This is a genomic window from Micromonospora sp. LOL_021 (assembly GCF_048060215.1).
GTDB lineage: Bacteria > Actinomycetota > Actinomycetes > Mycobacteriales > Micromonosporaceae > Micromonospora_E.
The window spans coordinates 110,885-135,217 of sequence record NZ_JBHMIN010000010.1 but is presented as its reverse complement, the minus strand read 5'-3'; the positions used below and the strand labels follow the sequence as shown (position 1 = coordinate 135,217).

Sequence of the window (24,333 nt, the reverse complement as noted above, 5' to 3'; positions counted from 1 at the left end):
CCGGCGACGACAAGCAGACCCTGACCCGACTGCGGATGTTCCTCGACGGCCGACCGTAGCCCTCCGTACGACACGCGAGGCCGACTGAATACGGCAAGGAAGCAACCGTTCCTCGCCGTATTCAACGTATATCGCATAGGGGGCCTTGCGGCAAGACCCGGGTCGCGGCGCAGAATGTGCGACCGAAGCCGTCAGCTGCGAAAACGCGCGGATTCACGTACGTGTGTCCGCTGATCGACGCTGCCCGGATGGCTGATCGCAGAAATGGGGGAACCGAATGTTCGACGTCATCATTGCCGGCGGTGGGCCGACCGGTGTGATGCTGGCCAGCGAGTTACGGCTGCACGGCGTGTCCGTACTCGTCGTGGAAAAGGACACGGAGCCGACCAGCCACGTCCGCGCGGGCGGCCTGCATGTGCGCAGCATCGAGATCATGGACCAGCGTGGCCTGCTGGACCGGTTCCTCGCGTACGGCCAGCGGTATCCGTTCGGCGGCTTCGCCGGCATCGACAAACCCGCGCCGGACCGGCTGGACACCGCGCACGGGTACGTGCTCGCCATCCCGCAACCCGTCACCGACCGCCTGCTGACCGAACGCGCCACCGAACTCGGTGCCGAGATCCGGCGCGGCTGCGAACTGGTCGGCCTGCGCCAAGACGACGGTCAGGTGACCGCGGAACTGGCCGACGGGACCCGGCTGCGTTCGCGCTACCTGGTCGGCTGCGACGGCGGCCGCAGCACAGTGCGCAACCTGCTCGGCGTCGCCTTTCCCGGCGAACCGACCCGGGTCGACACCCTGCTGGGCGAGATGACGGTGGCCGTAGCGCCGGAGACCGTCGCCGCCGTGGTCGCCGAGGTCCGCGTCACCGAGAAGCGGTTCGGGGCCGCGCCGCTGGGCGACGGCGTGTACCGGCTGGTGGTGCCCGCCGCAGGGGTGGCCGCCGACCGTAGCGTCGCACCGACCATCGAGGAGTTCGCCCGGCAACTGCGGGTGACCGCCGGCACCGACTTCGGCGTGCACTCACCGCGCTGGCTGTCCCGGTTCGGTGACGCCACCCGGCTTGCGCAGCGCTACCGGGTCGGCCGGGTCCTGCTGGCCGGCGACGCCGCGCACATCCATCCGCCACTCGGCGGCCAGGGCCTCAACCTCGGCATCCAGGACGCGCTCAACCTCGGCTGGAAACTCGCGGCCGAGGTCGCCGGCTGGGCGCCCGGCGGGCTGCTCGACAGCTACCACACCGAACGGCGCCCGGTGGCGGCCGCCGTGCTGGACAACACCCGGGCGCAGATGGAACTGCTGTCCACCGAGCCGGGCCCGCAGGCGGTGCGCCGGCTGCTCGCCGAGCTGATGGACATCGAGGAGGTCAACCGCCGCCTGATCGAGAAGGTCACCGCCATCGGGATCCGCTACGACGTCGGCGGCGAGGACGGCGACGGCGGTGGCGGCTCAGCCCACGACCTGCTCGGCCGGCGGCTGCGCGACGTAGCGCTGGCCGGCGGCCGCCGCCTGTACGAGCTGACGCGTGGCGGCCGTGGACTGCTGCTCGACCAGACCGGCCGGTTGTCGGTCACCGGCTGGGTGGACCGGGTCGACCACGTCGTCGACGCCAGCGACGACCTGGACGTAGCCGCCGTCCTGCTGCGTCCCGACGGCCATGTGGCCTGGGTCGGCGACGACCAGCAGGATCTGCTCCACCACCTGCCCCGCTGGTTCGGCGTAGCCGACAACCGGCTCAGGCCCGCCGCGTCGACACCGTAGGGCCAGCTCGCGACGGGATCGCCCGCTACCTTGTATGACGTGAGACGCAGCGAAGCCGAGGGTGGCATCGTGCCGTACCTGGCTCGGCCGGGTCGTCGCGCGGCAGTCGTTGCTGACCTCGCGCAGCTGCGCGGACCAGTCAGTGGCGTCGTCGAGTTGCCGCATCGGCTGCACTGGCAGCCCGACCGCCGGGTCAACCTCGACAACCCCGCACTGCTGCGGTGGATGTACGAAACCGTCCTGGTCGAGGCGGTCACCCCGGTCGAGCTGGTCACCTGGCTGCACGGCCCGACGCTGGTCCGGCTCTGGCTGGACCTGTGGGTTCCACGTGGCGTCAGACAGGCCTGGGAGCAACGGCACCCGCAGCTGCGCAGCGCCCACCAGCCCGCCGCCGCGTGACATCAGAGGAGTTCCAGGCCGAGGTGGCACGGTAGGTTGGGGCTGTCTCGGTGAGCGGCCACGTACGCATGGTCAGGTGGCCGGTCCACCGTGGCGCTGAGCGGACAGGGGAGGGCCCCTCGGGTGAAGATCATCGCGTTGTCCTGCACACATAAGCGTCTGCCGTCGCTGACCGACGCGTTGCTCGAGGCGGCGATCAGCGGTGTCGTCCGGGAGGTCGGCGACGCGCGGATCGAGCGGATCCGGTTGATCGACCATCGCATCGCGATGTGCGAGGGCGAGGACACCTGCCTGGACCCCGAGGTGGGTCGGTGCACACTCGACGACGACTTCGCGCAGGTCGTCGACCTGGCCGAGGGCGCGCAGGCGATGCTGCTCGCGATGCCGGTGTACGCGGGCAACGTACCGGCGGTGTTGAAGATTTTCCAGGAGCGGTTGAAGAGTTTCATGAACGCCGGGCAGCGCCCGTTCGGCAACCTGCTGGTGGGGACGATCGTGCATTCGCGCACGATGCTGACCGAGCCTGCGCTGGGTTCGTTGTTCCCGTGGTACCTGCGGCTACGGAACAGGAACGTGGCGTCGGCGTGCGTCACCCAGGGCGAGCATCAGGACCTGACCCGTACGGCCGCGGTCGACCTGTGTGTGGCGGTGGGCCGGCAGCTCGGCATGACACTCGACGTCAGCCGGTCGCCGGCACGCGCGCGTACGGCGTTGCCGGTGGTTCAGTCGCCGGTCCGGCCACGCTGCGGCGACCCGGCCGCGTCGTCGTCTCCTGGCGGGTGAGCGGACTCCGCGCGCCAGGTGCACCCGTCGCCGGCCTGGTCGCACGACACCGTGACGTCCGGTTCCACGTAGCGGGCGGCGATCGCCGTGTTGAGTTCCTGGCAGTACGGGCACGGTGACGAGAAGGTCAGCACGACGCCGGCGCGGGCGGCCCGTCTGCGGTAGCGGAGGATCCCGCAGTCGGCGTTGCGCAGCACGGTGCCGGACGGCTGGGGCTCACTGGTCACCGCCGAGTCGTACAGCAGCAGTTGACGTTGCAGCCGGGTCATGAAGTGGTCGGTGGCGGACACCCCGGCCGGCCGTTGCGCCCGCAGCAGGTCGGCGGTGATGCGCGAGTTCGCCTGGATCCACGCGGCCAGCCCTTCTTCGCCGTGTTCTCCGAGGATGAACTCCTCAGCGGCGGCCTGGGCTTCGAAGAACCGCTGCCGCCACAGGTCGACCTTCTCGGCCGGGTCGAGGGGCGACGGTTCACCGGTCATCGTCGGTGTCTCTGCCGGTGGCGGCGTCCAGTTCGGCGAAGACCTCCTGGGCGACCCGCAGCCCGTTGTTGGCGACCGGCCAGCCGCCGTAGTAGGCCAGTTGGATGATGACTTCGATGATCTTCTCCCGCGACATTCCGAGGTGCAGGGCAGCGCCGATGTGGCCGCGCAGCTCCCAGTCGGTGCGCGCCAGGGTGACCGCGCTCAACGCGACCAGTTCACGTTCCTCGACGCTCAGGTGCGGGCGGGTCCAGATCTCACCGAACAGGTGGTCGACGGTGAGCTGCAGGAACTCCGGGTAGGAACCGGGGCGTGGTTCGCGCCCGAAGACCTGCTGGAACATGGCCTCACCTCGGTCACGTCGGGCAGCCGGCTGATCCATCGGTCAACTCCTTCGGGTCGGTGGGACGACAGTGGTCATCGGTCGAACCGTGGTCAACGTCCACGCCGCCGCGAAGGCGACGACCAGCAGCGCCGCGCCGCTGCCGAAGGCGGCCGCGACGCCCGCCTGCTCGGCGACGAGCCCGACGACGACCGGTCCGACGACGGCACCGATGTCGGTGCACATCGAGAAGACGGCGACGCCGCTGCCGGCCCGGCCGGCGACGACGTCCCCGATCAGCGCCGCCGGTGCGGCGTTGAGCAGCGCCGATCCCGCCGCGTACCCGCAGAGTCCGACGACGAGCCAGGCGTAGGTGTCCACGAACACCAGGGCGGTGATCGCCGTGGCGGCCAGCCCGGTGCCGGCGATCATGGCGGGTCGCCGGCCGGCCCGGTCGACGACCCGACCGGCCGGCATGATCAGCAGCGCCTGCACGACGGCGGAGATGGTGAACGCCCATCCGACCCAGGTCACGTCGTGTCCCCACCCGACGACCACGGTGGGGACCAGCGCGCTGCGCAGTCCGAACAGGACCCAGCCCTGCGCCAGCGCCGCCGTACAGGCCACCAGGTAGCGCCGGTCCCGCAGCAGGACCGGCAGCCGGACCACGGCACGGCCCGGTTGGGTGCCGGCGCTTGCGCAGGTCCGCAGCACCGCCAGGGTCAGCACCGTGGCGGCCAGCAGCAGTACGGCGTACACCAGGAACGGCGCGGACAGGGTGATGAGGGCGAGCAGCCCGCCGAGTGCCGGCCCGCAGATCCCGCCGAGCAGGAAGCCCGCCTCGAAGACGGCGCTGGCCCGGCCCCGCTGTTCGGCGGGGGCGACCGCCAGCAGCGTCGCCAGCGCGGACACCGAGAACAGCACCGAGCCGACGCCGCCGAGGCCGCGGAACACGAGCAGTTGCCCGTACGACCCGGCGAACGCGGTCAGGGCCGACGAGACCGCGCACAGCAGCAGGCCGGCGACGAGCACCCGCCGTTCCCCGAACCGGGCGGCGAGCCGGCCGCAGAACGGGCTGGTGGCCAGCCGCAGCAACGCGAACAGGGCGACGAGTACGCCGATCTGGGCCGGGCCGGCCCCGAACGTCGCCGCGTACACCGGCAGCACCGGCAGCACCAGTCCGAGGCCCAGCATGACGCAGCCACCGACGACGCTGAGGACGTAGACCTCGCGGGGCAGACCCGGCGGCGCGGTGGCGGCGACGGGTGGGGCGCTGCCCGGGGCGGCCGCCGTCACTGTCCGGTCACAGGATGATGCTGAGCTTGCCGTGCTCGTACAACGTCTCGTGATCGAGCACGACGAGCCGGCGGCGGACCCGGAACGTCTCGCCGTCGGCGACGAGCTCGAACCGGTACTTTCCGACGTACGCGTCGGAGCGTCCGTGCCCGAACCGGTGCACGACGACGTTCGCCGCCACGTCGAGGTGGGTGCCCCGGTCGGCCAGGATTTCCACGTTTGTGATCATCCGGTTGGTCCGCGACCGGGGGTTCTCGCACCACACCTCGCCGTTGAGCAGTTGTTCGATGCGCTGGCGCAGCCGGGCGGCGTCGTCGTCGATGAGCCCGAGCGCGTCGGCCGGCTCGCCCCGCACGTCGGTGGCCGGCACCGAGTAGCGGATGTCGGCGGTCAGTATCTCGTCGTACCACTCGCGTAGTCGCCACTCGTCGAGCAGCCGCGCCTCCCGGAAGAGGAACTGGCTCACCCGGTGCCACAGCCGCACCTGGGCCGTGTCGTCGACCGTCAGCTCGGTGATCATCCTGGTCACGTCCCTTGCATCAGCCGGTCCCACTGCCGCCAGAACTCGCGGGCGGGAAGTTCGTCGGTGGTCTCCGGGACAGCCTTGTTCATGCCGCGCGACAGGTCCGAGTAGCGGACCGCGCGATTGAGGTACCCCCGCTGGCACGACTCGATGATCTCGATGTCGTCGGGGGTGGCGAAGCCGGCGGGGCCGAGGAACGTCAGGTAGTGGCTCTTGCGCAGTTCCCGGATGTCGGGGTCCTCGTCGCGGGGGGCCAGGGCGACCGAGGTGATGGCCATCTGGTCGGCGCCGACCGGGTCGATCTTGCGGATGGTGATCGCGATCGCGTCGATGATCATCAGGTTGGGGAAGATCAGCACCGCGCGGTTGGTGCCGGTGATCCGTTCGGCGCGTTGCGCACCGAACCGTTCGACGAACCGGGCGGCCGTCGCCTCGATCCGGGGCCGCACGTCGGCGGCGAACATCGGCGTCCAGTAGGCGAGCGGGCGGGCCGCCGCCGGTGGCAGCTCGTTGGCGCCGTGCCCCAGCCCGAGGGCACGGCCGAAGCCGCCCCGGCGTCGCGGTGGCACCGACCCCAGCGACTCCATGTAGCTGACGTACCGCTTGTGCAGTGCCCGGAAGTGGTAGATGTCGACGCTGTTCTCCATCATCAGCTTCCAGTTGGCCCGGGCACCGTGCAGCTGCGCACCCTGGATGACCTCCATCCCGACCTCGGACTGGTCGTCGATCAGGTCGAGGTACTCCGTGGCACCCGCCAGGTACCCGGTCAGGGTGCGCGGCTGCTCCGGGTCGAAGGTGACGAACACGAAACCCCGGTAGCTGTCGCTGCGGTGCCGTGCCAGGCCGAAGTCCGCCTTGCGGAAACCGGGCCCGTACCCGTCCGGGATCGGCACGCCGACCAGGTCGCCCTGGTTGGAGAACGTCCAGTCGTGGTACGGGCAGCGGAACGACCGGGCCTGCCCGGCCGGCTGCGAACAGATCAGCGCCCCGCGGTGCGGGCAGCTGTTGGCGAACACCCGGATCACCCCGTCGGAGCCGCGCGCCATCACCACCGGCCGCCCGCCGACGTCACGTGCCACATAGGAGCCCGGCGCGGGTATCTCCGACTCGTGCCCGACGTACAGCCAGCAGCGGTCGAAGATCCTGGTCATCTCCTGCGCGGCCAGGCCGTCGTCGGTGTAGGCGCGGCGATCCACCCGGAACGACAGACGCTCGGGGTCGTCGACCACGATCGGGTCGCCCACCGGCCGCTGCAGTTCGATCGTCACCGCTCGCCCTCGCGCCGCAGCGTCTCGACGGTGTCGACGACCAGGTCGGCGGTACGCGCGGCGGAGTCGCCGCACTGCGGCTGCGCGGCCCGCAGCCTGGCCCGGTAGTCCCGTCCGGGGTCGAGCAGATCGGTGACCGCGTCGGTGACCGCCTGCCGGGTGACGCCGGCCGGTTCCAGCGCCGTGCCGAAGCCGGCGCTGCCCACGAAGTACGCCTGGATGGGCTGATCGACGGCGAGCGGGATCACCAGCATCGGGGTCTGCGCCCGGATCGACTCGGCGACCGAGTTGTACCCGCCGTGGGTGATGAACACGTCGGCGCGTTCGAGGACCTCACGTTGCGGCAGGTACGGGGCGGTGAACACGTCGTCGGGCAGCGCCAGCTCCGCGCTGAGGTCGCCGACCGACGCGATCACCTGCGCACCGGTCGCCGCCGCCCCGGTGATCACCGTACGCAGCAGGTCCGGCCGCCGGTAGAAGATCGTGCCGAAGGAGACGTACACCAGCGGACGGTCGGGGTCGATCCGGTCCAGGCCGGGAAAGGCGACCTCGTCGCCGCGGGCGCCCGCCGCGCCCGGCAACCCGACCAACTGCACCCCGTCGTCGGTGACCGCGTCGTTCCCGACCAGGGCGGGAATCGTCGGCATCAGATTGAGAATCGGCGAACGCGCCGAATGGGTACGCATCGACCACGACACCCCGTGCCTGGTCAGATAGTTGCCGACCTGTTCGTCGTACAGCCAGCGACCGCGCCGATGTTCGGCCGGGCACACCCCACCCAGATTGGCCCAGATCATCCCGTACGGCACGCCGGACGCATGGGCGCCAACCATGGCCGACGCGGTGACCGGCAGCGAGTCGACAAGCACGAAATCCGGTGCCGTCGCCCGCAGCACGTCGGCTGTCTGCCCGGCCACCGGCGACGACTGCAGCATCGGGCCGATTTTCGCCGGTTCGTCGCTCCACGGTGCCATCTCGACCTGCCCGACCGCGTGCACCTCCGCCTTGCCCAGGGCCTGACTGCGCTGCTCGTCGAGCACGCCACCGTCGGCCGACAGCAGCAGCAGCGCGACGTCACAGCCGGCTGCCTGAAGCGCGTTGACCACCGGAATGTACGGGTTCAGGTGGCCGTGTTGAGTGGTGGTGAGCAGGGCGACACGCATCAGATCTCCGATCTATCGAGAGAAGACGGCCAGGCCGAATCAGAATCTGTACGCATCCACCACCATCGCTGAGGGGTGCAAATCGACTGACGCTACTCGGAACAGCCTCGAAACAACCGGGTCCGCCGCCCGCCCCGAGGAGGTTTCGCAAAAGCCTGCCGGGATGTGTCATCGATGTCAATGCCCTGCGGCCGTCGGTCCGCCGCGCGGCTTCTCCGCCTGGCCGAGGTCCGCATCCTGACTGGACAGCCGGCGGGAGATGCACCCGACTTTGCCTGGACATGGCGGATTCGCCCAAATCCTCGCGGGCCCGGTGGACCTTGTCCGGGAAGCGTCAGATGGCGATCAGCCGGCCGAGCCGCTCGGCGTTGAGCTGCTGGAATTCCGACTCCTCGAATTCGAGCAGCAGCCGCAGAGGCCACCCGGCGCCGGGCAGAGTCAATCCATATTTCTCGATAGCGATCGAGCCGTTCGGTGCCTCAGCCCTGCTGCCGGCCGGCGAGGGGCCGACAGCAGGGCCCGCCGCAGGCTCAGGCGGGACGGACTGGACCGGCATAGTCTTTATATGTAGAGTTTCGGTCATGCCACGTCGACCGAACAGCTCGCAGCAGACACTGCGGATCTTCGCCTGCTTCCTGGCCGCGCCCGACGACTGGCGCTACGGCTACCAGCTCAGCAAGGAAACCGGCCTGGCCAGCGGGTCGCTCTATCCGATCCTGATGCGCCTGGCCGAGCAGCGCCTGCTGGAGGCGCAGTGGCGGGAACCGGCCAGCCCTGGCCGGCCACCCCGGCACGTGTACCGGCTCACCACCGACGGGGCCGCTCTCGCGCGGACCCGGCTGGCTGAAGCCCAGCACAGCGAGTCCGCCAACGCCCAGTCCCGCCGCCGCGCCACCGGCCACGCCGCGCCCGCGCCCCGCCCGACCATCCAGGAGGCTTGACGATGCCCAGCTCCAAGCCGGCCCCGCCGCTGACCCCGACGGCCGCCGGCCACAACCCCGTTCGACGGGCCGCTCGGGCAGTTCTGCGCAGGGCGGTACGCCGCGGCGGCGACCGGGGCGGGCCGTGGGGTGAAGCCGTCCTCGCCGAGTTCGACGAGGTCACCACGGACGCGGAAGCGGTGCGCTGGGCGGCCGGCGGCGTGTGGGTGTCACTGCGGGAGCGGTCCACCGGCGCTGGCCGGTGGGTGGTCACGGCCGCGAGCTGGGTCGCGGCCACCTGGGTACGGCGCGCCACGGCCGGCGTGCTCGTCGTGGCATTGCTCGCCGCCGTGGCACAACAGTGGGTGCTGACCGTCGTGTACGTACCGTCGTGGTCGATGTCGCCGACGATCGATGCGGGGCAGCGGATGCTGGTCGACCGGGTGGCGTACCGGGTCACCGGCGTGGACGTCGGCGACGTCGTCGTGCTCGACCCGGTCGACCGGGCCCGGACCATGCGGGTGATCGGCCTACCCGGCGACGAGCTGACCTGCCGCGACGGCCTGGTGTACCGCAACGGTGCCGCGCTGGACGAGCCGTACCTGCCGGCCGGCACCTACACCGAATGCACGCCGGTGACCGTGCCCGCCGGCCAGGTGTTCCTGCTCGGCGACCACCGAGACGGCGCATTGGATTCGCGGCACGATGGACCGTGGCGCCTCGACGACGTCACCGGCCGGGTGGTGGCCCGGCTACCGGAATGCGGGCCAGTGCTCCGGCCTTCAGGCCGGGGGTGAAGGCCCGCGCTGGGAGGGCCGCCAGGGCCCGAGCAGTGCTCTAACCTGGCCGGTTCTGCTGCTCGATGTACTGCTTCACGATGCTCAGTGGCGCGCCGCCGACGGAACCCGCGAAGTACGAGCCCGACCAGAGTTTGTTGGCCCGGTGGTAGTGGCGTGCGAGGTCGGGGAACTCCTGCCGCGGGCGGCGCGACGGGACGCCCTTGAGTGAGTTGACCAGGCGGGAAACGGCGACTTTGGGTAGGTGGTGGTCGACCGGCAGGTGGACGTGGTTGTGGCCGCCGTTGAACTCGACCATTTCGGCCTCGAAGTCGCGGCATACGTCCCGCATGATGGCTTCCATGCGGGTCAGGTGCCGGTCGGCGAACACCGTGTGCCGGAACTTCGTCACGAAAACCAAGTGAACATGCATCGCGAAGACACAGTGCCTACCGGTACGGATACCCTCAACTTCTGCCATAGACCAACATGATATCGTATGGTTCGTGCAGCTCCGGTACCAGTTCCGGGTCTATCCGACACCCGGCCAGCAGATCGCGCTGGCCCGGGCGTTCGGGTGCGCGCGGGTGGTGTTCAACGACGGGCTGCGTGCACGGCAGACCGCCCGCGAGCAGGGCCTGCCGTACATCTCGGACGCCGAGCTGTCGAAGCGGGTCATCACGCGGGCCAGGACGACACCGGAACGGGCGTGGCTGGGCGAGGTGTCGGCGGTGGTGTTGCAGCAGGCCCTCGCGGACCTGAACACCGCCTACCGCAACTTCTTCGCCTCGATCACCGGCAGACGCAAGGGTGCGAAGGTGGCGCCGCCGAGGTTCCGGTCCCGTAAGGACAACCGGCAGGCCATCCGTTTCACCCGCAACTCCCGGTTCACGGTCCTGGCCAACGGCCGTCTGCGGCTGCCGAAGATCGGCGACCTCACGGTCCGCTGGTCCCGGATACTGCCGTCGGACCCGTCGTCCGTGACGGTCATCCGGGACGCCGCCGGGCGGTACTTCGCCTCGTTCGTCGTGCAGACCAGCGAGGACGAGCCGTTGCCGCCGACCGATGCCGAGGTGGGGATCGATCTGGGGCTGACGCACTTCGCGGTCATGTCCGACGGCACGAAGGTCGCCGCACCCAGGTTCCTGCGCCGCGCGGCCCGCAAGCTCAAGCGGCTGCAGCAGGCCCTGTCGCGTAAACAGCGGGGCAGCAACCGCCGTGGGAAAGCCGTTGTGAAGGTCGCCAGGGCGCACGCCCGGGTGGCCGACACCCGGCGGGACTGGCAGCACAAGCTGTCCACGACGATCATCCGCGAGAATCAAGCGGTGTACGTCGAGGACCTGTGTGTCGTCGGTCTCGGCCGGACCCGGCTGGCGAAGTCCGTGCACGACGCGGGATGGTCGTCGTTCGTCGGCATGCTGGAGTACAAGGCGGCGAGGTACGGACGTACCTTCGCCCGGGTGGACCGGTGGCTCCCGTCCACCCGGACGTGCTCAAACTGCGGGCGCGTCAACGAGAAGATGGCGCTGGACGTCCGGTCGTGGGTCTGTCCGTGTGGCGGTCACCACGACCGGGACGTCAACGCCGCGATCAACATCAAGGCCGCCGGGCAGGCGGACTTCAACGACCGTGGAGCGCGGGTAGGACCGGGACCCGTCCCGGCACCGCGCGGTGAAACGGTAACCCACCAGAACACCGCGCGTGTCACGCGCGGCGTGGCTGGAATCGCCGCCGTTTAGGGCGGCGAGGATGTCAACGCACTGAGGACCTGCGCCACTGGTCGGCTGGGCGAGAGCGCCGGGGCCAGGCGTCGGTCGCCGTCACGGGCGAGTCTCGGTGACAACGTTGTTGGCCGTGAATTCGGAGCAGATTCCGGCGAGGATACGGTGCGCGTTCGCGAGTTCTTCTGCCTTCTCGGGATCTGCCGAGGCATTGGAGCAGCTGGCGAGGGTTTTCCAGAGTGCCCAGCCTCGTCCGCGTGCCCACGTCGCGTCATCCACCGCCAGCCGCACGCGGAACGCGTGCCGGCTGTCGCTGGTCAGCAAGGTCCAGGCAATCGCCAGGTCGCAGGCCGGGTCACCGACGCCGCAGGTGCCGAAGTCGATGACGGCCGCCAACTGCCCGTCAGCAAGGAGGAGGTTTCCCGGGGCGATGTCTCCGTGGAACCAACGGTCGACACCGTCCCAGCGGGCGTCGAGCGCCGCTGCCCAGACCTCGCGCACCAGTTCAGCGTCGACGTGGTCGCCCAACTCGGCGAGCGCGTGCTCAACCTCCTGGTCGTACGTGCGTAGGGTGCCGCCCCGGAACCAGTTGTGGAGACCCGGCTGCGGGCCGCCAGCGGCGTCGACGCCCTGCAAGGCTGCCAGGAACTCGGCCAGGTCGTCCGCGAATCGCGTCGGGTCGGCGATGCGGTCCGCCCTCGCCGACTCGCCGTCGAGCCACCGGTAGATCGACCACGGGTACGGATAGCCCGCAGCAGGCTCGCCCTTCGCCACTGGGGTGGGAACGGGCAGCGGCAGCCGAGCGGCGAGGTCCGGGAGCCACCGATGTTCCTTGTCGACCGCCAGGGCGTACTCGGCGGCGCTGGGCAGCCGTACCAGCAGGTCGGGGCCGAGGTGGAAGGTCCAGTTGTCCCAGCCGCCGTTGGCCACCGGCTCAATCGGGAGGTTCGCCAGGTGCGGGAACTGGTCGGTGATGAGCTGACGCACCTGGTCCGCTCCGACGGTGACGCGTTGGGGCGGGGGACCGAGGTCTGGAACGTCACTCACGGAACCGCACCGCCCCGGTCTGCTGGGCCATCGTGTCGGCGGCGTCGGCCAGGACGCGCCGCATCGTGGCGGTGCCGGTGTGCCCGGCGTCGCCGATGATGTGCAGCCGCGCGTCGGGCCAGGCCTGCGCGATTTCCCACGGGGTGATCGCCGGACCGCTGACGTCGGTGCGCCCGTGGATCAGCACCCCCGGGATCCCGGCCAGCTTCGGCACGTTGCGCAGGATCTCGCCGTCGGCGAGGAACGCGCCGTTGCCGAAGTAGTGCGCGCAGATCCGGGTCATCGTGAGCCGCTGCCGCAGCTCCCGGTCGGAGTACGCGCCCGGGTTGCCGTTGTGCTCCTCGGAGATCAGCGCGTCCTCCCAGGCGCACCACTCGTCGGCGGCCCGCTGGCGTACCGCCGGGTCGGGGTCGGCGAGCAGCTGGCCGTAGCGCAGCAGCACCGGTTCGATCGGCGGCGCGCTGTCGGTCGGCAGCCGGTAGCCGGGCAGGCCGGCGTGGGCGATGAACCGCTGCCACGCCTCGGGGAAGAACCGGCCGGCACCCCGGTACAGCCAGTCGACCTCGGACCGGCGGGTCATGGTGACCGCGACGAGGACCATGCCGCGTACCCGGTCGGGGTGGTTCGTCGCATACGCCAGGGCCAGCGTCGCGCCCCAGGAACCGCCGTACACGACCCACCGGTCGACGCCGAGGTGCGTGCGGAGCCGTTCGATGTCGGCGACGAGGTGGCCGGTGGTGTTGGCGCTCAGGTCGGTGGCCGGGTCGGCCGCCGTCGGGGTGCTGCGGCCGCAGTTGCGCTGGTCGAACAGGACGACACGGAAGCGCTCGGGGTCGAGCGACCGGCGGTGCCGGGGCGTGCATCCGCTGCCCGGCCCGCCGTGCAGCACGACGACGGGTACGCCGTCGGGGTTGCCGCAGACCTCCCAGTAGAGCTGGTGGCCGTCTCCGACGTCGAGCATCCCGGTGTCGTACGGTTCGATCATGGTGTGCGTGCTCCTCAGCGGGTGCCGGTAGACGTGCCGGCGGGGGTGACGGCGGCGACGACGAGGTCGACGATGCTGTCGGCGTACTCGTCGGTCAGCGGTCCGGTGCGCAGCAGCCAGCGATGGTAGAGCGGGCCGAACAGCAGCTCCACGACCTGGTCCAGGGGGGCGTCGGGGCGGACCTGGCCGGCGTCGCGGGCGGCCTCCAGCCGAGTGTGGACCATGTCCAGTTGGGGGCGGAGCAACCGGTCGCGCGCCTGGTCGGCCAGCTCCTCGTCGGCGAGTGTCTCGATGGTGATGGCGCGGGTGGTGGCGGACAGCCGTGGATCGGCGAACTCGGCGACCGTGGCCCGGAGCACCTCACGTAGGTCGGCCCGCAGGTCACCGGTGTCGGGCAGGGCGAGGACCTCCGGCAAGTTGTCGGTGAGCGCGTCCAGGATGACCCCGCCCTTGCCGCGCCACCAGCGGTAGATGGTCTGCTTGCCGACCCCAGCGCGGGCGGCGATGGCCTCGACGGTGACGGCGGCGTAGCCCTGCTCGGTCAGCAGCGCCAGGGCGGCGGCGAGGATCGCGCGGCGGGACTGTTCGCTGCGCCGGGCGGGCTGTGGGGTCACCACGACAGCCTACCGCGAGACGGTACGTCTCGTCTTGACGCGCTCGGGACATCGTGCTTCGCTGTTGACGAGACGAAACGTCTCGTCTCCAAGCTCCGGAGGTCCCGTGCCGCACATCGCCATGGTCAGCATCCCGTTCCACGGCCACGTCAACCCGAGCCTGGAGATCATCCGTACCCTCGTGCAGCGCGGTCACCGGGTCACCTACGCCAACGCCCCCGCCTTCGCCGAGATCATCGAGCGCACCGGCGCCGAGCTGAAGCCGTACGAAACGACGCTGCCCGGCGACGGTGGTTCCGGGACCGACGACCCGATCGAGCAGCTCACGCTCTTCCTCGACGACGCCATCGCCATGCTGCCGCAACTGCGGGCCGCGTACGCCGACGACCGGCCCGACCTGTTCCTCTACGACATCGCCGGCGCACCGGCCCGGCTGCTCGGCGAGCAGTGGGGCATCCCGGCCATCCAGCTGTCGTCGACGTTCGTGGCCTGGGACGGCTACGAACAGGAGATGGCGCCCGCCGTCGCCGCGATGCGGACTGACCCGCGCGGTGCCGACTACTACCGGCGGTTCGAGCAGTGGCTGGCCTCGGAGGGTTCGTCGGTCACCGACAGCATGGCGTTCCAGGGCCGGCCGATGCGCAGCCTCGTGCTGCCACCGGAGGCGCTCCAGCCCAACGCCGACCGGGTGGACCGGTCCGTCTACAGCTTCGTCGGCCCGGTCCTGGGTGACCGCTCCCACCAGGGGACCTGGGCCCGACCGGACGGCGTCGACAACGTACTGCTGGTCTCCCTCGGCTCCGCCTTCACCCGGCAGGCCGAGTTCTACCGCCGGTGCGTCGCCGCGTTCGGTGAACTGCCCGGCTGGCACACCGTCCTGCAGATCGGCAGCCACGTCGACACCGCCGAGCTCGGTCCTGTCCCGGACAGCGTCGAAGTCCACCCGTGGGTGCCGCAGCTCGCCGTACTGGAGCAGGCCGACGCCTTCGTCACTCACGCCGGCATGGGCGGCAGCAGCGAAGGCCTCTACTGCGGGCTCCCGATGATCGCCGTACCGCAGGCGGCCGACCAGTTCGCGAACGCCGAGCAGCTGGCCAGCCTGGGCGTCGCCCGGATCGTCGACTCGGCCACCGTCACCGCGGCGGAGCTACGTGGGACGCTGCTTGCCCTCACCGCGGACCCCGCCGTGGCGGCCCGTAGCGCCGACCTGAAGCGGCAGGCCCGGTCGGCGGGGGGTGCCGACCGGGCCGCTGATCTGATCGAGGCCGAACTCACCGCTGCTGGCGGACATCACGCCACCGGACCAGGCGCTGCTTCCATTTTGGGTCAGTTCGGCGTGGCCGACGTTGAACTGTGGGGGCGTCGGTGATGCTGTGGACATGGAGTACGTGTCGAGAGTGCCGCGACCACCGCTGGACGGGCTAATCGACGACCTCTACTACCTGGAAGGTACGCCGCCGTACGCCCGGTTGACGCTGCTGCCGACGCCGGCGGCGTTGCTCATCGTCAACCTCGGGCACCGTTTCGCATCCGCGCCGGCACCGACATCGAGACGGCCGAGTACGCCGACGGCTGCGTGGTCACCACGCCCACCCGCGCGTACGACTTCAGCTACCCGGTCCGGACCCGGTCGGTCGGCGTGCACGTCAAACCGTGGGGGCTGGCCCCGTTCCTGCCGATGCCGGCCGCCGAGCTGCGGGACCGGCAGGTGACGCTGGAACAGGTGTGGGGTCGGCCCGCCGTCGCTTAGCTGCGGGACCGGCTGGCTGCGGCGGACGGCATCGGCCGAGATGCTGACGCTGCTGGAGCAGGAGCTGACGCGGCGGCTGCGCGAGGCCGCCGGCCTGGGGCTGGTCCGCCACACGAGCGGCGTCATCACGGCGACCCGTGGGGCGGTCGCGATCGGCGACCTGGGCACGGCGGCTGGTGTCAGCAGCACTCATCTGGCGCGGCGGTTCAAGGAGCTCGTCGGCGTCACGCCGAAGCGGCTGGCCCGCACGTACCGTTTCGCCGCCACCGTGTTCGCGATCGACCCGGCCGGACCGGTCGACTGGGCCGAGCTCGCCAGCGGCGCGGGCTACTTCGACCAGGCGCATTTCGGCCACGAGTTCCGGGCGTTCACCGGGCTCACGCCGACCCGGTACGTCGAGGTCCGGCGGCGGTTCCTGCGCGAACATCCCGGCCATGTGCTGGACCGCTGGCCGCTGCCGGCGGATTGATTTTCTACAAGAACACCAGCTCACGGCACGCTACCTTGATGCCTCCAGACGTAGAGGAGAGCCTCGCGGGCACGGTGGTCATGTACAGCTCGGTGTCGGTGGACGGCTTCATCGCCGACGTCAAGGACCAGCCCGGACCGCTGTTCGACTGGCTGTCCAACGGTGACGTCCCGTTGGACGACAGCGGCGGCCTGACGGTGTCGCGGATCTCCTACGACTACATCCGGCCGTACTGGGACCAGATCGGGGTGACGATCGTCGGCCGGCACGTCTTCGACATGACGGACGGTTGGGACGGCACGTTTCCGGCGGGGGTCGAGCATGTGGTCGTCGTGACGCACCGGCCGCCCACGGAGGGCTGGGACCCGGAGGCGCCGTTCCACTTCGTCGGCGGTGTCGAGGCGGCCGTCGCCACGGCGCAGGAGCTCGCCGGCGACCGTCTGGTCGAGGTCGCGGCCGGCGACGTCGGCGGCCAGGCACTCGCCGCGGGCCTGGTCGACGAGGTACGCATGGACGTCGTGCCCGTCGTCTTCGGGTCCAGCAAGCGCTTCTTCGGGTCAGTCGACACACAGCACCTCCTGGACGATCCTGACGTGATCATTCAGGGCAACCGGGTCCTTCACCTGCACTATCGGCTGCGCCGCCCGTCAGCCTGAGCGGCAGCACAAGTCACGGCGGCAGGTGGGCGGTGGTGGCGAACTCGACCAGTTCGAGGCCGTCGCCGGTGGCGACGTAGCGGGTGATCGACGCGTTGGCGACCGGCGTGGTCGCGATGATCGCGTCGAGTTCGGTGAACGGCAGGCCGTCGAGGAGGCGGCGGGCCGCGATGACCACCGCGTCGTGGGCGACGATCAGGACGCGCCGGCCGGCGTGGTCGCGGTCCAGCTCGGCCAGGACGGCCTTGACGCGCGCGACGACGTCGTCGAGCGTCTCACCGCCCGGCGGGCGGTAGGCGTACGGTCCGTCGGCGGCGAGCCGGGCGGCCTCGGCCGGAAACCGCTGGGTGATCATCAGCGGGGTGAGCAGTTCGAGGTCACCCATCAGCCGGTCGCACAACCGCGCGTCGATGACCGCCTCCGGGCAGGGCGCGCCGAGCGCGGCGGCGGTGCCGGCCACGCGGGTCCAGGTCTGACGGGCCCGCAGGTACGGGGAGCAGACGACCACGTCGGGCCGCTGGTCGGCGGGTCGGGTGGCGAGCCAGTGACCGAGGTGGGTGGCCTGCTGCCAGCCGAGCGCGGTCAGCTCGATGTCGGCGTCGCGGCCGGTGAGGCCGTGGTCGGCCAGACCTCGGGCGTGGGCGTCGGCGAAGGCCGCGTTCGCCGTGCTCTGCCCATGGCGGACGATGGTCAGTTGCGCGACGGTGTCCATCTGTCGATTGTGTCGGTAGGCGCGTGATCCGATGGTCCCGGCACCGGCCGGTCTGTCCTGACCGCCGGTGATCGGGTCACCGGCGGTCGGGCGGGAGCAGATTCCCCGTGGTGGGGAGAGAGTTCCCGGTCGTTGTGGGTGGCGATCCTCAGATGCCGCAGCTCGACGCGGACCAGGACCGGCTCGGCGTGGCGCCCAGGTGGGTGTGGTCGCTGTGGCCGGGGTAGCCGGGGCCGAGGATGTTGCTGAAGCCGTGGTAGCGGGCCTGCTGGGCGATCCGACAGAAGGAGGGCGAGCCGACCAGGTCGACGCCGTCGCCGTACAGGTGCCGGCTGTTGGAGGCGCCGCCGACCGCGCTGTTGCACGAGTAGCTGCGGAAGCCGCTGCTGACATAGAGCGGTACGTTGCCGAGCGCACGCCGCATGGCCTGCAGTTTCCACATGGACACGAGGGCGTTGAACTTGGCGGTGCTGGCGGACACCGCGCCACCGGACCAGCTGCTGTTGCAGTTGTTCATCTCGGCGTAGCTGAAGTTGGCCGGAGTGCAGTCGTTGTCCTGAAGCGCGTAGATCTTGTTGAAGGTCTGCGGGCCGGCGACGCCGTCGGCGGCGAGGCCATAGGCCTGCTGGAAGCGGATCACCGCTGACCGGGTGGCCGGGCCGTACGCCCCGTCGAGGGCGAGCACCGCGCCGTAGCCCGGGTAGCCCGAGACGCGGATCTGCAGCTGCTTGACGTCATTACCGGACATCCCCTGGGAGAGGGTGCGCCCCCACGTGTAGCAGCCGTCTGCGTGGGCCGCGCCACCTGTTACAACAACGCCCGTTAGGGCGGTGGCGGCGACGAGGGCGCAGGCAGCGAGCATCCGGCCGAGCCGGCGGATAACAGTCCCCATGGTCTTCCCATCGACATGTGACGATCGGCCGGCATGGGTAGATCATTCCGGCCGATCACCTGATGGTCAAGACTCACAACTCTCTGTCATTCGCAACTTGGCGCGGCGGTACGCTTCCCATGCCAGGGCAGCCTTGGCCATACCGTTCTTCCAGGGGTTCGGGTCGGCGGCGGCGATCTGCGCCCACATCCGGGCGAGGGCGGACGCGAAGACATCGACAGTCCGGGCCGGGGCACTGGTCCAGGCCGAAGCTGGGCTCATGCACGCTTCGGCCCGCTCCGGGCTGTGCCCGGCGAAGATCAGGCGCACGATCAGACAGCTCGGGTCCATGAACCCAGCGCCGAGCGTCGGCCATGCCCAGTCGATCAGACGGGCCGCGTCCCCGTCGATGAGCACGTTGTCCGGGCTGTAGTCGGTGTGCAGGAGGGTGTCGCCGCGTAGCAGGGGCAGATCGGCCGGCTCGACGTACGCCGCCCATCGCCGCTCGGCCCGTTTGAGCTGAGGAAGATCAGGACACCAGAGCGGCGCCAATCGCTGCATCGTGTCGACCACCTTGGGTAGATCGGGGGAACCGGGTGCGTAGTCGGCGTGTCGGCCGGGGGCGGCCTGGAAGCCGAGCAGGTTCCAGGCGTCCACCTCGGTCTGCCACAGCAGTTCGGGCGAGAGCGGGTCGACGTATCTGCTGACCGCTGCTTCGCGTTCTTGGCAACCGACCCGGGGGTCTTCGGTGCGCAGGCCCTTGACGAAGATGGGCCCATCAGTGGTGCTCAGCAGGATGGCGATGGCCCGTACGACAGGCCGGGCACGGCGGGATTCGCTTGATCAGTACGGGTTGTCGTCGCTCGCGGCGCACGAGCACTTGTTGGCCGCAGAGAAGTCGTCCATGCCGATGATCATGACTTCGACAGGTTCGGCCTCTGCTGCCATGCTGGGTGCTCCTTCCCTCAGTTGCCGTGCTGGCAGTACGTCCGCAGGTCGGCTTTCGCCTTGCGGTAGAGCTGCACGAGCGGCATACAGGTACCGCAGGTGCCTTGGAGGGTGCAGCCGGTACAGCCACCCTGGCGACCCAGAAGCGTATCGGCGATCCCGCCGAGGCGTCGCAGACCTTCGACGCCCTCCTCCAACAGCGGGATGTTCGGGTCGCGGCCCACCTTGCAGATCGACGCCTTGCCGAACGGGTCGGTGTGGAAGAAGGTGTGGCCGGCGTTGCAGCCGCTGAACGGCTTGCGACGGCGCAGGTAGGCGGGGTCCTGCGAGCGCAGCACTTCCGCCCCGCCGTAGATGGTGGGGGAGATGTTGCTGTAGACGTGGTACGGCAGGCCGTACCCCTCGGCCATCGCCTTCATCCCGTCCAGCTCGTCCGCGTTGCTGTGGGTGACGACGAGGTTGAGGCTCATTGGCAGGCGGGCGGCGACGGCCGCTGCGAGGCCCTTGGCGAACTTCTGGTAGGAACCGGGGCGGCGGGTTACCTTGTCGTACCCGTCTGCGGTGACACCGTAGACGGTGATGGTGAGCTTGTAGACGGGGCGGCTGACGAGGAGTTCAAGGATGTCGTCGCGCCACAGCCGACTGCCGTTGGTGCTGACGGTCAGCAACATCCCGAGGTCGTAGGCGTATGTGTAGACCTGCGTGAACATCCGGTCGACGAGCGGTTCGCCGCCGGTGAGCTGGAGCCACACGACGCCGGCATCGCGCATGGTGTCCAGTAGCCGTTGCCGGTCTGGCCAGTCCAGGCCCTCGAACCGCTTGACGCCGAGGTAGCAGTGTTCGCAGTCGTAGTTGCAGCCGAGGTTGAGTTCGTAGCTGGCCCGGCTGTACCCGTATTCGGTGTCGGGCCGAAGGAGCACTGTGCCGGCCATGGGTTGCCCAGCGACGTCGATGTTCCACTGGCTGCGCGCGGCGTCGGCCAACCAGTCCGGCACGCGGTCGTTGGCGACGGCGGCGCGGCGCAGGTTCTCGAACTTTTGGGTGGGGACCTGGATGCCCTGCGTGCTGCCTTGCCTAAGGATGAAGTGGTTGCCCAGATACTGGGTGCCGATCAGCGCGTACATGTGTCCTGCTCCTTTCGCGCGGCACCGTGGTGACCTTGGGATCGCGTGACGACTTCGATCAACGTGTAGTTGTGCGTTCACGTACGCCGAGCCACGGTAGCGCTGGCGCGCGTTCGCGGGTGAGATTCACGGAGTCGACCATCGTCGGTACCGGCCGGTGTGCTGGCGGCGGCCTCCACGGGGCGACATCCAGGTCGGCAGCGGACGCAGTGGACGCTGCGGCGGTACGGGTGCCGCCGACGACTCGGCCGCCGGCCGCGCCCGCCGCCACAGCAACCCGCCGACGGCCAGGCCGGCCACACCGGCCACGGCGAGCAGCAGCGCCAGCCAGTGGCCGACGACCATCCGACCCAGCGTCGACCACGCCCGACCCGGTAGCAGCAGGACGGCGGCGGCGAGCAGGGCGACCGCGCCGCCGCTGCCGGCGTCGCCGCCTGCCAATGCTTGATCACCCGCATGTCCCGCCGTCCGCCGAAAGCCATCCTCGGGGCACCACAGTAGAGCCCGTACCGCCAGCGGGCCGGCCCGGTGCCGAGGGATGGTCAGGAGAAGGCCAGGAGGACGTCCGGCTCACCGCCCAGCCAGGCCTTCACCGCCTCGGAGACGTCGTCCGGCCCGGTGCCGGCCAGCGCGGCGAGCCAGCGGTCCCGTTCGGTTGTCGCCGGCAGCCCGAGGTCCTGCCAGTAGCCGAGGAGGGACAGCACCGAATCGCCGGTGGACCACAGGGTGCGCAGCTCGGCGACGGTGTGCGCGACGGCTTCGGCGTGCTCGGCGGGGTCCGGGTCGCACCCGGCGACGATCGCCCGTACCCGCTCGACCGCCGCGGCCCGGTGCGCCACCGGCACCCGTACCGAAACCTGCCAGAGGCCGTGGGTGCGGCCGGAGCGCGCCAGCGCCCAGGGGGAGTAGCTCCAGCCCTGTTCGGCGCGGAATTCGCGCATCAACCGGGAACGGTAGTGGCCGCCGACGAGCCGAGCGGCCACCGCGAGCGGGGCGAAAGCGGCGTCGGTACGCGGCGGGATGCGCCAGCCGGCCCGCAACAGGACGCTGCCGTCACCGGTCACGTCCAGGTCCCGGGCGAGCCGTCCACCGGCCGACCGGTCCGTGCCGGCGCCCCCGTCCGGGTCGGGAACGTCCGGGTCGGAACCGTTCGGGTCGGTGGTGTCGGCCAACGGGGCGACCAGTTCCGCCGCGCCGGGCGGACCGACGACGACTACCCGACGCCCTCCCGCCGCGAGCGACGGCCCGGGCAGGTGCTCCGGCTCCACACCCATCGCGGCGTCCAATTCGTCGTACAGCGTCGGCCAGGTGTGTGGCGTGGCGTGCAGGCACAGGTCGGCGAGCAGGTCGCCGAGGGCTTCGCTGTCGTGCCGCTCCCAGTTCCAGGACGCGGCGGTGTCGTCGCGGGCCGCCCGGCCCGCGACGCCCGGCACCGTGCTGGTTGATGCGGCGGCCAGCAGATCCACCACCTCGGAGACCTCACCGGTCGGGCTGGTCACGCGGACGAGTGCCCCGTAGGGATCCGAGTCGACCTCCAGCACCGCGCCGACCCGGGCCAGCCGGTGGTGCAGCGGCTGCCGGCCGACGGACAGCCCGGGTAGCGCCGCCGCCGCGAGCCGCGCCCGGACCAAAGCGGCGACGGGGGACGCCGCCGGGGTGGGGATCCGCAGTCGGAGCCAGGTCAGGTCGGCGGTGGGCCGGGCCAGACTGATGACCGCGCGGGGGCCGGCCAGCGCGACCGGTAGCGTGACGGGCGGCGCGGACGGGTACGGCGGCCTCATCGCCGAGGCCCTCGGCTCAGCACCCGATACGGGTGTTCCCCCAGGGTCGTGGTCACAGCCCGAACCGCCGACGTGGTCACGGCGGCGAGCCCGTCCGGAATGCCACCGGCCCGGTCCGCGTTGCCGTACACCAACTCGGCCGTCGCGGCGAGATGCGGCCATTCGACCGGGTCGGCCCAGCGCTCACGCCACTGGGTGGCGAGCCGGCGCGCGGCGGGGGTCACGACGTCCGGGCCGGTGCCGTCGACCGCCTCCCGGACGACCCGGCACACCTCGGCCACTTCGCGCGACGAATCCGACTCGGCGTCGTGGTGGACCTCCACCACGAACGGCAGCGGCGCCGACACGCCCCACGGGTCGGCGAACGGGCCGACGTACGCGGCGACGTCGAAGGCGTCGGCCATGGCGTCGTCGAGCAGCCCGTCGTAGGGGCCGACGAGAACGTCGGCGAGCACGGTCGCGGCGAAGTGCCCGGGACTCAACGGCTGGTAGGGCATCGACCAGGCGAGCGCGGTGGCCTGGTGTGGTTGTTCGGGCGCGGACAACCGGCGGACCGGTGCCGGGGTGGTCACCGGTGTGGACGCGACCCGGCCGGTGTCGGCTGGCGTGTGATCGGTGGCGGCCAGCCGTGTCAGCGGCCCGACCAGGTCGGCGGCGGCGACCGCGAACACAGCCTGATCGCTTCGGTAGTGTCGGGCGAAGAACTCCGACAGCACCGTCGGTGTGACCCGTCGCAGCGACCGCAGGTCACCGTAGCCGTTGTGGGCCAGCACCGGATCGTCGTACAGCACGCCTGGTAGCCACAGCCAGGGAAATCCGCCCATGACCGCACCGTCCATGGCGGCGGTGATCTCACCGGTGACGATCTGCACCTCGGCGGCGATCCGGTCGGTGTCGGCACCGTCGGTGTCCAAAATCTCCAGCAGCCGGTCCAGCAGTAGTTCGCCGTGTTCGGCGAGCACCGTGCCGTGGTAGAGGGTGAGGTCGGGTTGGGTGACGGCGTTGCAGACGCCGCCGACTGCGGCCAGCCGCCGGGCGGCGGCGGAGTCGGCGCCGCAGGCGACGTGTTCGGCCAGGTGCGCAAGCCCGGACCAGGCCGCCGTTTCGTTGCGGGAACCGACCGGTACGGCGAGTGCGGCGCTGACCACCTCGCTGTCGGGTGTGCGCGCGGCGACGATCCGCAGGTCACCGGAGCCGGTGCGACGTAGCGGGGACCCGGACGGCCCGGTCGAGAGTTCAGCAACCGCCACGCGTCTACGTTAGGCGATCAATTCCAGCTGATGCCACAGATCACGTGTGTCGATCTTAGGAGGTTGCCGGTGCTGGCGGCAGCGTCTAGTCTCGACCACGTACGTCTCCATCGTTGAGACTGAATGGGGGAAGTCCGGTGACTCTGTCCGTACCTGGATTCGACGTGCAGACGCGGGTGCGTGCCCGTGACATCCAGATGGCCGCCAGTGCCGACCTGCAGCGTCGAGTGGTGATGATCTCCGGGGCCATCGACACCAAGGACCACGACATCGCGGTCTCCTTCGAGTTGCCCGAGCCGGGTCGCTGGCAGGTGATCAAGTCGGAGAGCAACCTCACCGACGCGCCCTGGCTCACCTGGCAGATGACCGCTGGCGAAGGCACCCGTTTCGTCGACGACGCCGACGCGATGGTGGTCTCCCGGCAGTTCGCCAAGACGTTCATGACGCCGGACCAGCGGCGGATCATGTTCTACGACGGCGAGGTCCGTCCGGGCGAGGCAGTGCTGAAGATGTTCACCATCGAATGCGCGAAGCGGCGAGGAAGCGTTTCCCACTCGCGATTCTCGCCGGCACCCACGGAAAGCCCGAAAAAGGTCAAGAACCTGATCGAGGAGTACGTCGCCAACGGAATGCCACCGAAGCCGGTGATCGAGGTCGTCATTCCGGTGACGCTGATCGGCTGACCGGTCCGCTGACCTGCTGATTCGCCGGGTCGGG

General features: G+C 70.4%; 29 protein-coding genes. 11 read left to right on the top strand and 18 right to left on the bottom strand.

Translation table 11 applies throughout. The features are described from left to right. Window positions 1-277 precede the first annotated feature (277 nt). The 3 genes from rox (at window position 278) to ACFHWT_RS09855 (ending at window position 2,941) form a co-directional block, all read left to right on the top strand. Window positions 278-1,759, top strand: coding sequence for a rifampin monooxygenase (gene rox, locus ACFHWT_RS09865; RefSeq protein WP_416594299.1), 1,482 nt, complete (start codon window positions 278-280; stop codon window positions 1,757-1,759). Between the two features lie 39 nt (window positions 1,760-1,798). Next, complete coding sequence (locus ACFHWT_RS09860; protein WP_416594298.1) at window positions 1,799-2,158, top strand: hypothetical protein; 360 nt, start codon at window positions 1,799-1,801, stop codon at window positions 2,156-2,158. Between the two features lie 123 nt (window positions 2,159-2,281). Beyond that, entirely contained in the window at window positions 2,282-2,941 is a 660-nt protein-coding gene (locus ACFHWT_RS09855; protein ID WP_416594297.1) for a flavodoxin family protein, read from the top strand. Here the strand turns inward: ACFHWT_RS09855 and ACFHWT_RS09850 are convergent. From ACFHWT_RS09850 to ACFHWT_RS09820, 7 genes are all read right to left on the bottom strand, one after another. Next, window positions 2,881-3,420: a hypothetical protein gene (locus tag ACFHWT_RS09850; protein WP_416594296.1), complete on the bottom strand. Its 540-nt coding sequence runs from the start codon at window positions 3,418-3,420 to the stop codon at window positions 2,881-2,883. The two genes, ACFHWT_RS09855 and ACFHWT_RS09850, sit on opposite strands and share 61 nt — an antisense overlap. After that, entirely contained in the window at window positions 3,410-3,802 is a 393-nt protein-coding gene (locus tag ACFHWT_RS09845; RefSeq protein WP_416594295.1) for a carboxymuconolactone decarboxylase family protein, read from the bottom strand. The genes ACFHWT_RS09850 and ACFHWT_RS09845 overlap by 11 nt, the downstream gene beginning before the upstream one ends. A 3-nt stretch (window positions 3,803-3,805) precedes the next feature. Continuing rightward, window positions 3,806-5,038, bottom strand: a complete 1,233-nt coding sequence (locus tag ACFHWT_RS09840) for an MFS transporter (RefSeq protein ID WP_416594294.1) — start codon at window positions 5,036-5,038, stop codon at window positions 3,806-3,808. Between the two features lie 7 nt (window positions 5,039-5,045). After that, window positions 5,046-5,558, bottom strand: a complete 513-nt coding sequence (locus ACFHWT_RS09835) for an aromatic-ring-hydroxylating dioxygenase subunit beta (RefSeq protein ID WP_416594293.1) — start codon at window positions 5,556-5,558, stop codon at window positions 5,046-5,048. A 5-nt stretch (window positions 5,559-5,563) separates the two neighbouring features. Next, window positions 5,564-6,829, bottom strand: a complete 1,266-nt coding sequence (locus tag ACFHWT_RS09830; protein WP_416594292.1) for an aromatic ring-hydroxylating oxygenase subunit alpha — start codon at window positions 6,827-6,829, stop codon at window positions 5,564-5,566. Further along, window positions 6,826-7,992 (bottom strand): glycosyltransferase, encoded by a 1,167-nt coding sequence (locus ACFHWT_RS09825; RefSeq protein WP_416594291.1) that lies wholly within the window; start codon window positions 7,990-7,992, stop codon window positions 6,826-6,828. The genes ACFHWT_RS09830 and ACFHWT_RS09825 overlap by 4 nt, the downstream gene beginning before the upstream one ends. Before the next feature lie 334 nt (window positions 7,993-8,326). Then, a complete protein-coding gene (locus tag ACFHWT_RS09820; protein ID WP_416594290.1) occupies window positions 8,327-8,575 on the bottom strand; it encodes a hypothetical protein in 249 nt (82 codons plus the stop codon). Here ACFHWT_RS09820 and ACFHWT_RS09815 point away from each other — a divergent pair. Beyond that, on the top strand, window positions 8,574-8,933 hold the full coding sequence (locus tag ACFHWT_RS09815; RefSeq protein WP_416594289.1) for a PadR family transcriptional regulator: 360 nt from the start codon (window positions 8,574-8,576) through the stop codon (window positions 8,931-8,933). The genes ACFHWT_RS09820 and ACFHWT_RS09815 overlap by 2 nt on opposite strands. A 2-nt stretch (window positions 8,934-8,935) precedes the next feature. After that, window positions 8,936-9,709 (top strand): signal peptidase I, encoded by a 774-nt coding sequence (gene lepB / locus ACFHWT_RS09810; RefSeq protein WP_416594288.1) that lies wholly within the window; start codon window positions 8,936-8,938, stop codon window positions 9,707-9,709. Between the two features lie 40 nt (window positions 9,710-9,749). Here the strand turns inward: lepB and tnpA are convergent, their stop codons facing one another. Further along, window positions 9,750-10,169, bottom strand: coding sequence for an IS200/IS605 family transposase (gene tnpA / locus ACFHWT_RS09805; protein ID WP_416594287.1), 420 nt, complete (start codon window positions 10,167-10,169; stop codon window positions 9,750-9,752). Window positions 10,170-10,194: 25 nt separating this feature from the next. On the opposite strand from tnpA, the gene ACFHWT_RS09800 reads away from it, so the two are divergent. Further along, on the top strand, window positions 10,195-11,427 hold the full coding sequence (locus ACFHWT_RS09800) for an RNA-guided endonuclease InsQ/TnpB family protein (RefSeq protein WP_416594286.1): 1,233 nt from the start codon (window positions 10,195-10,197) through the stop codon (window positions 11,425-11,427). 81 nt (window positions 11,428-11,508) lie between these two features. Here the strand turns inward: ACFHWT_RS09800 and ACFHWT_RS09795 are convergent, their stop codons facing one another. The 3 genes from ACFHWT_RS09795 to ACFHWT_RS09785 are packed head-to-tail and all read right to left on the bottom strand — an operon-like array spanning window position 11,509 to window position 14,055. After that, window positions 11,509-12,456: an aminoglycoside phosphotransferase family protein gene (locus ACFHWT_RS09795; protein WP_416594285.1), complete on the bottom strand. Its 948-nt coding sequence runs from the start codon at window positions 12,454-12,456 to the stop codon at window positions 11,509-11,511. Continuing rightward, complete coding sequence (pip, locus tag ACFHWT_RS09790) at window positions 12,449-13,441, bottom strand: prolyl aminopeptidase (RefSeq protein ID WP_416594284.1); 993 nt, start codon at window positions 13,439-13,441, stop codon at window positions 12,449-12,451. The genes ACFHWT_RS09795 and pip overlap by 8 nt, the downstream gene beginning before the upstream one ends. Window positions 13,442-13,455: 14 nt before the next feature. Further along, window positions 13,456-14,055 (bottom strand): TetR/AcrR family transcriptional regulator, encoded by a 600-nt coding sequence (locus ACFHWT_RS09785; RefSeq protein ID WP_416594283.1) that lies wholly within the window; start codon window positions 14,053-14,055, stop codon window positions 13,456-13,458. A 106-nt stretch (window positions 14,056-14,161) separates the two neighbouring features. Between ACFHWT_RS09785 and ACFHWT_RS09780 the strand changes: the two genes are divergently transcribed. From ACFHWT_RS09780 to ACFHWT_RS09765, 4 genes are all read left to right on the top strand, one after another. Then, entirely contained in the window at window positions 14,162-15,424 is a 1,263-nt protein-coding gene (locus ACFHWT_RS09780; protein WP_416594282.1) for a macrolide family glycosyltransferase, read from the top strand. 207 nt (window positions 15,425-15,631) lie between these two features. Further along, a complete protein-coding gene (locus ACFHWT_RS09775) occupies window positions 15,632-15,805 on the top strand; it encodes a hypothetical protein (RefSeq protein ID WP_416594281.1) in 174 nt (57 codons plus the stop codon). Window positions 15,806-15,845: 40 nt separating this feature from the next. Further along, window positions 15,846-16,274 (top strand): helix-turn-helix domain-containing protein, encoded by a 429-nt coding sequence (locus tag ACFHWT_RS09770; RefSeq protein WP_416594280.1) that lies wholly within the window; start codon window positions 15,846-15,848, stop codon window positions 16,272-16,274. 38 nt (window positions 16,275-16,312) lie between these two features. Further along, on the top strand, window positions 16,313-16,930 hold the full coding sequence (locus tag ACFHWT_RS09765) for a dihydrofolate reductase family protein (protein ID WP_416594279.1): 618 nt from the start codon (window positions 16,313-16,315) through the stop codon (window positions 16,928-16,930). A 13-nt stretch (window positions 16,931-16,943) separates the two neighbouring features. On the opposite strand, the gene ACFHWT_RS09760 is transcribed toward ACFHWT_RS09765, so the two are convergent. The 7 genes from ACFHWT_RS09760 to ACFHWT_RS09730 form a co-directional block, all read right to left on the bottom strand. Next, window positions 16,944-17,642 (bottom strand): histidine phosphatase family protein, encoded by a 699-nt coding sequence (locus ACFHWT_RS09760; protein ID WP_416594278.1) that lies wholly within the window; start codon window positions 17,640-17,642, stop codon window positions 16,944-16,946. Between the two features lie 148 nt (window positions 17,643-17,790). Beyond that, on the bottom strand, window positions 17,791-18,534 hold the full coding sequence (locus ACFHWT_RS09755) for a D-Ala-D-Ala carboxypeptidase family metallohydrolase (RefSeq protein ID WP_416594277.1): 744 nt from the start codon (window positions 18,532-18,534) through the stop codon (window positions 17,791-17,793). Window positions 18,535-18,600: 66 nt separating this feature from the next. Then, a complete protein-coding gene (locus tag ACFHWT_RS09750) occupies window positions 18,601-19,170 on the bottom strand; it encodes a phosphotransferase (RefSeq protein ID WP_416594276.1) in 570 nt (189 codons plus the stop codon). A gap of 308 nt (window positions 19,171-19,478) precedes the next feature. After that, window positions 19,479-20,585 (bottom strand): radical SAM protein, encoded by a 1,107-nt coding sequence (locus tag ACFHWT_RS09745; RefSeq protein WP_416594275.1) that lies wholly within the window; start codon window positions 20,583-20,585, stop codon window positions 19,479-19,481. 126 nt (window positions 20,586-20,711) lie between these two features. Beyond that, complete coding sequence (locus ACFHWT_RS09740; RefSeq protein ID WP_416594274.1) at window positions 20,712-21,026, bottom strand: hypothetical protein; 315 nt, start codon at window positions 21,024-21,026, stop codon at window positions 20,712-20,714. A gap of 101 nt (window positions 21,027-21,127) precedes the next feature. Further along, window positions 21,128-22,366 carry an insulinase family protein gene (locus ACFHWT_RS09735; RefSeq protein WP_416594273.1) on the bottom strand — a complete coding sequence of 413 codons (1,239 nt, stop codon included), beginning with the start codon at window positions 22,364-22,366 and terminating at the stop codon, window positions 21,128-21,130. Then, window positions 22,363-23,616 carry a M16 family metallopeptidase gene (locus ACFHWT_RS09730; RefSeq protein WP_416594272.1) on the bottom strand — a complete coding sequence of 418 codons (1,254 nt, stop codon included), beginning with the start codon at window positions 23,614-23,616 and terminating at the stop codon, window positions 22,363-22,365. Before ACFHWT_RS09730 ends, ACFHWT_RS09735 begins: the two co-directional genes overlap by 4 nt. 137 nt (window positions 23,617-23,753) lie before the next feature. Between ACFHWT_RS09730 and ACFHWT_RS09725 the strand changes: the two genes are divergently transcribed. Further along, on the top strand, window positions 23,754-24,299 hold the full coding sequence (locus ACFHWT_RS09725; RefSeq protein ID WP_416594271.1) for a DUF6423 family protein: 546 nt from the start codon (window positions 23,754-23,756) through the stop codon (window positions 24,297-24,299). Window positions 24,300-24,333: the final 34 nt, after the last annotated feature.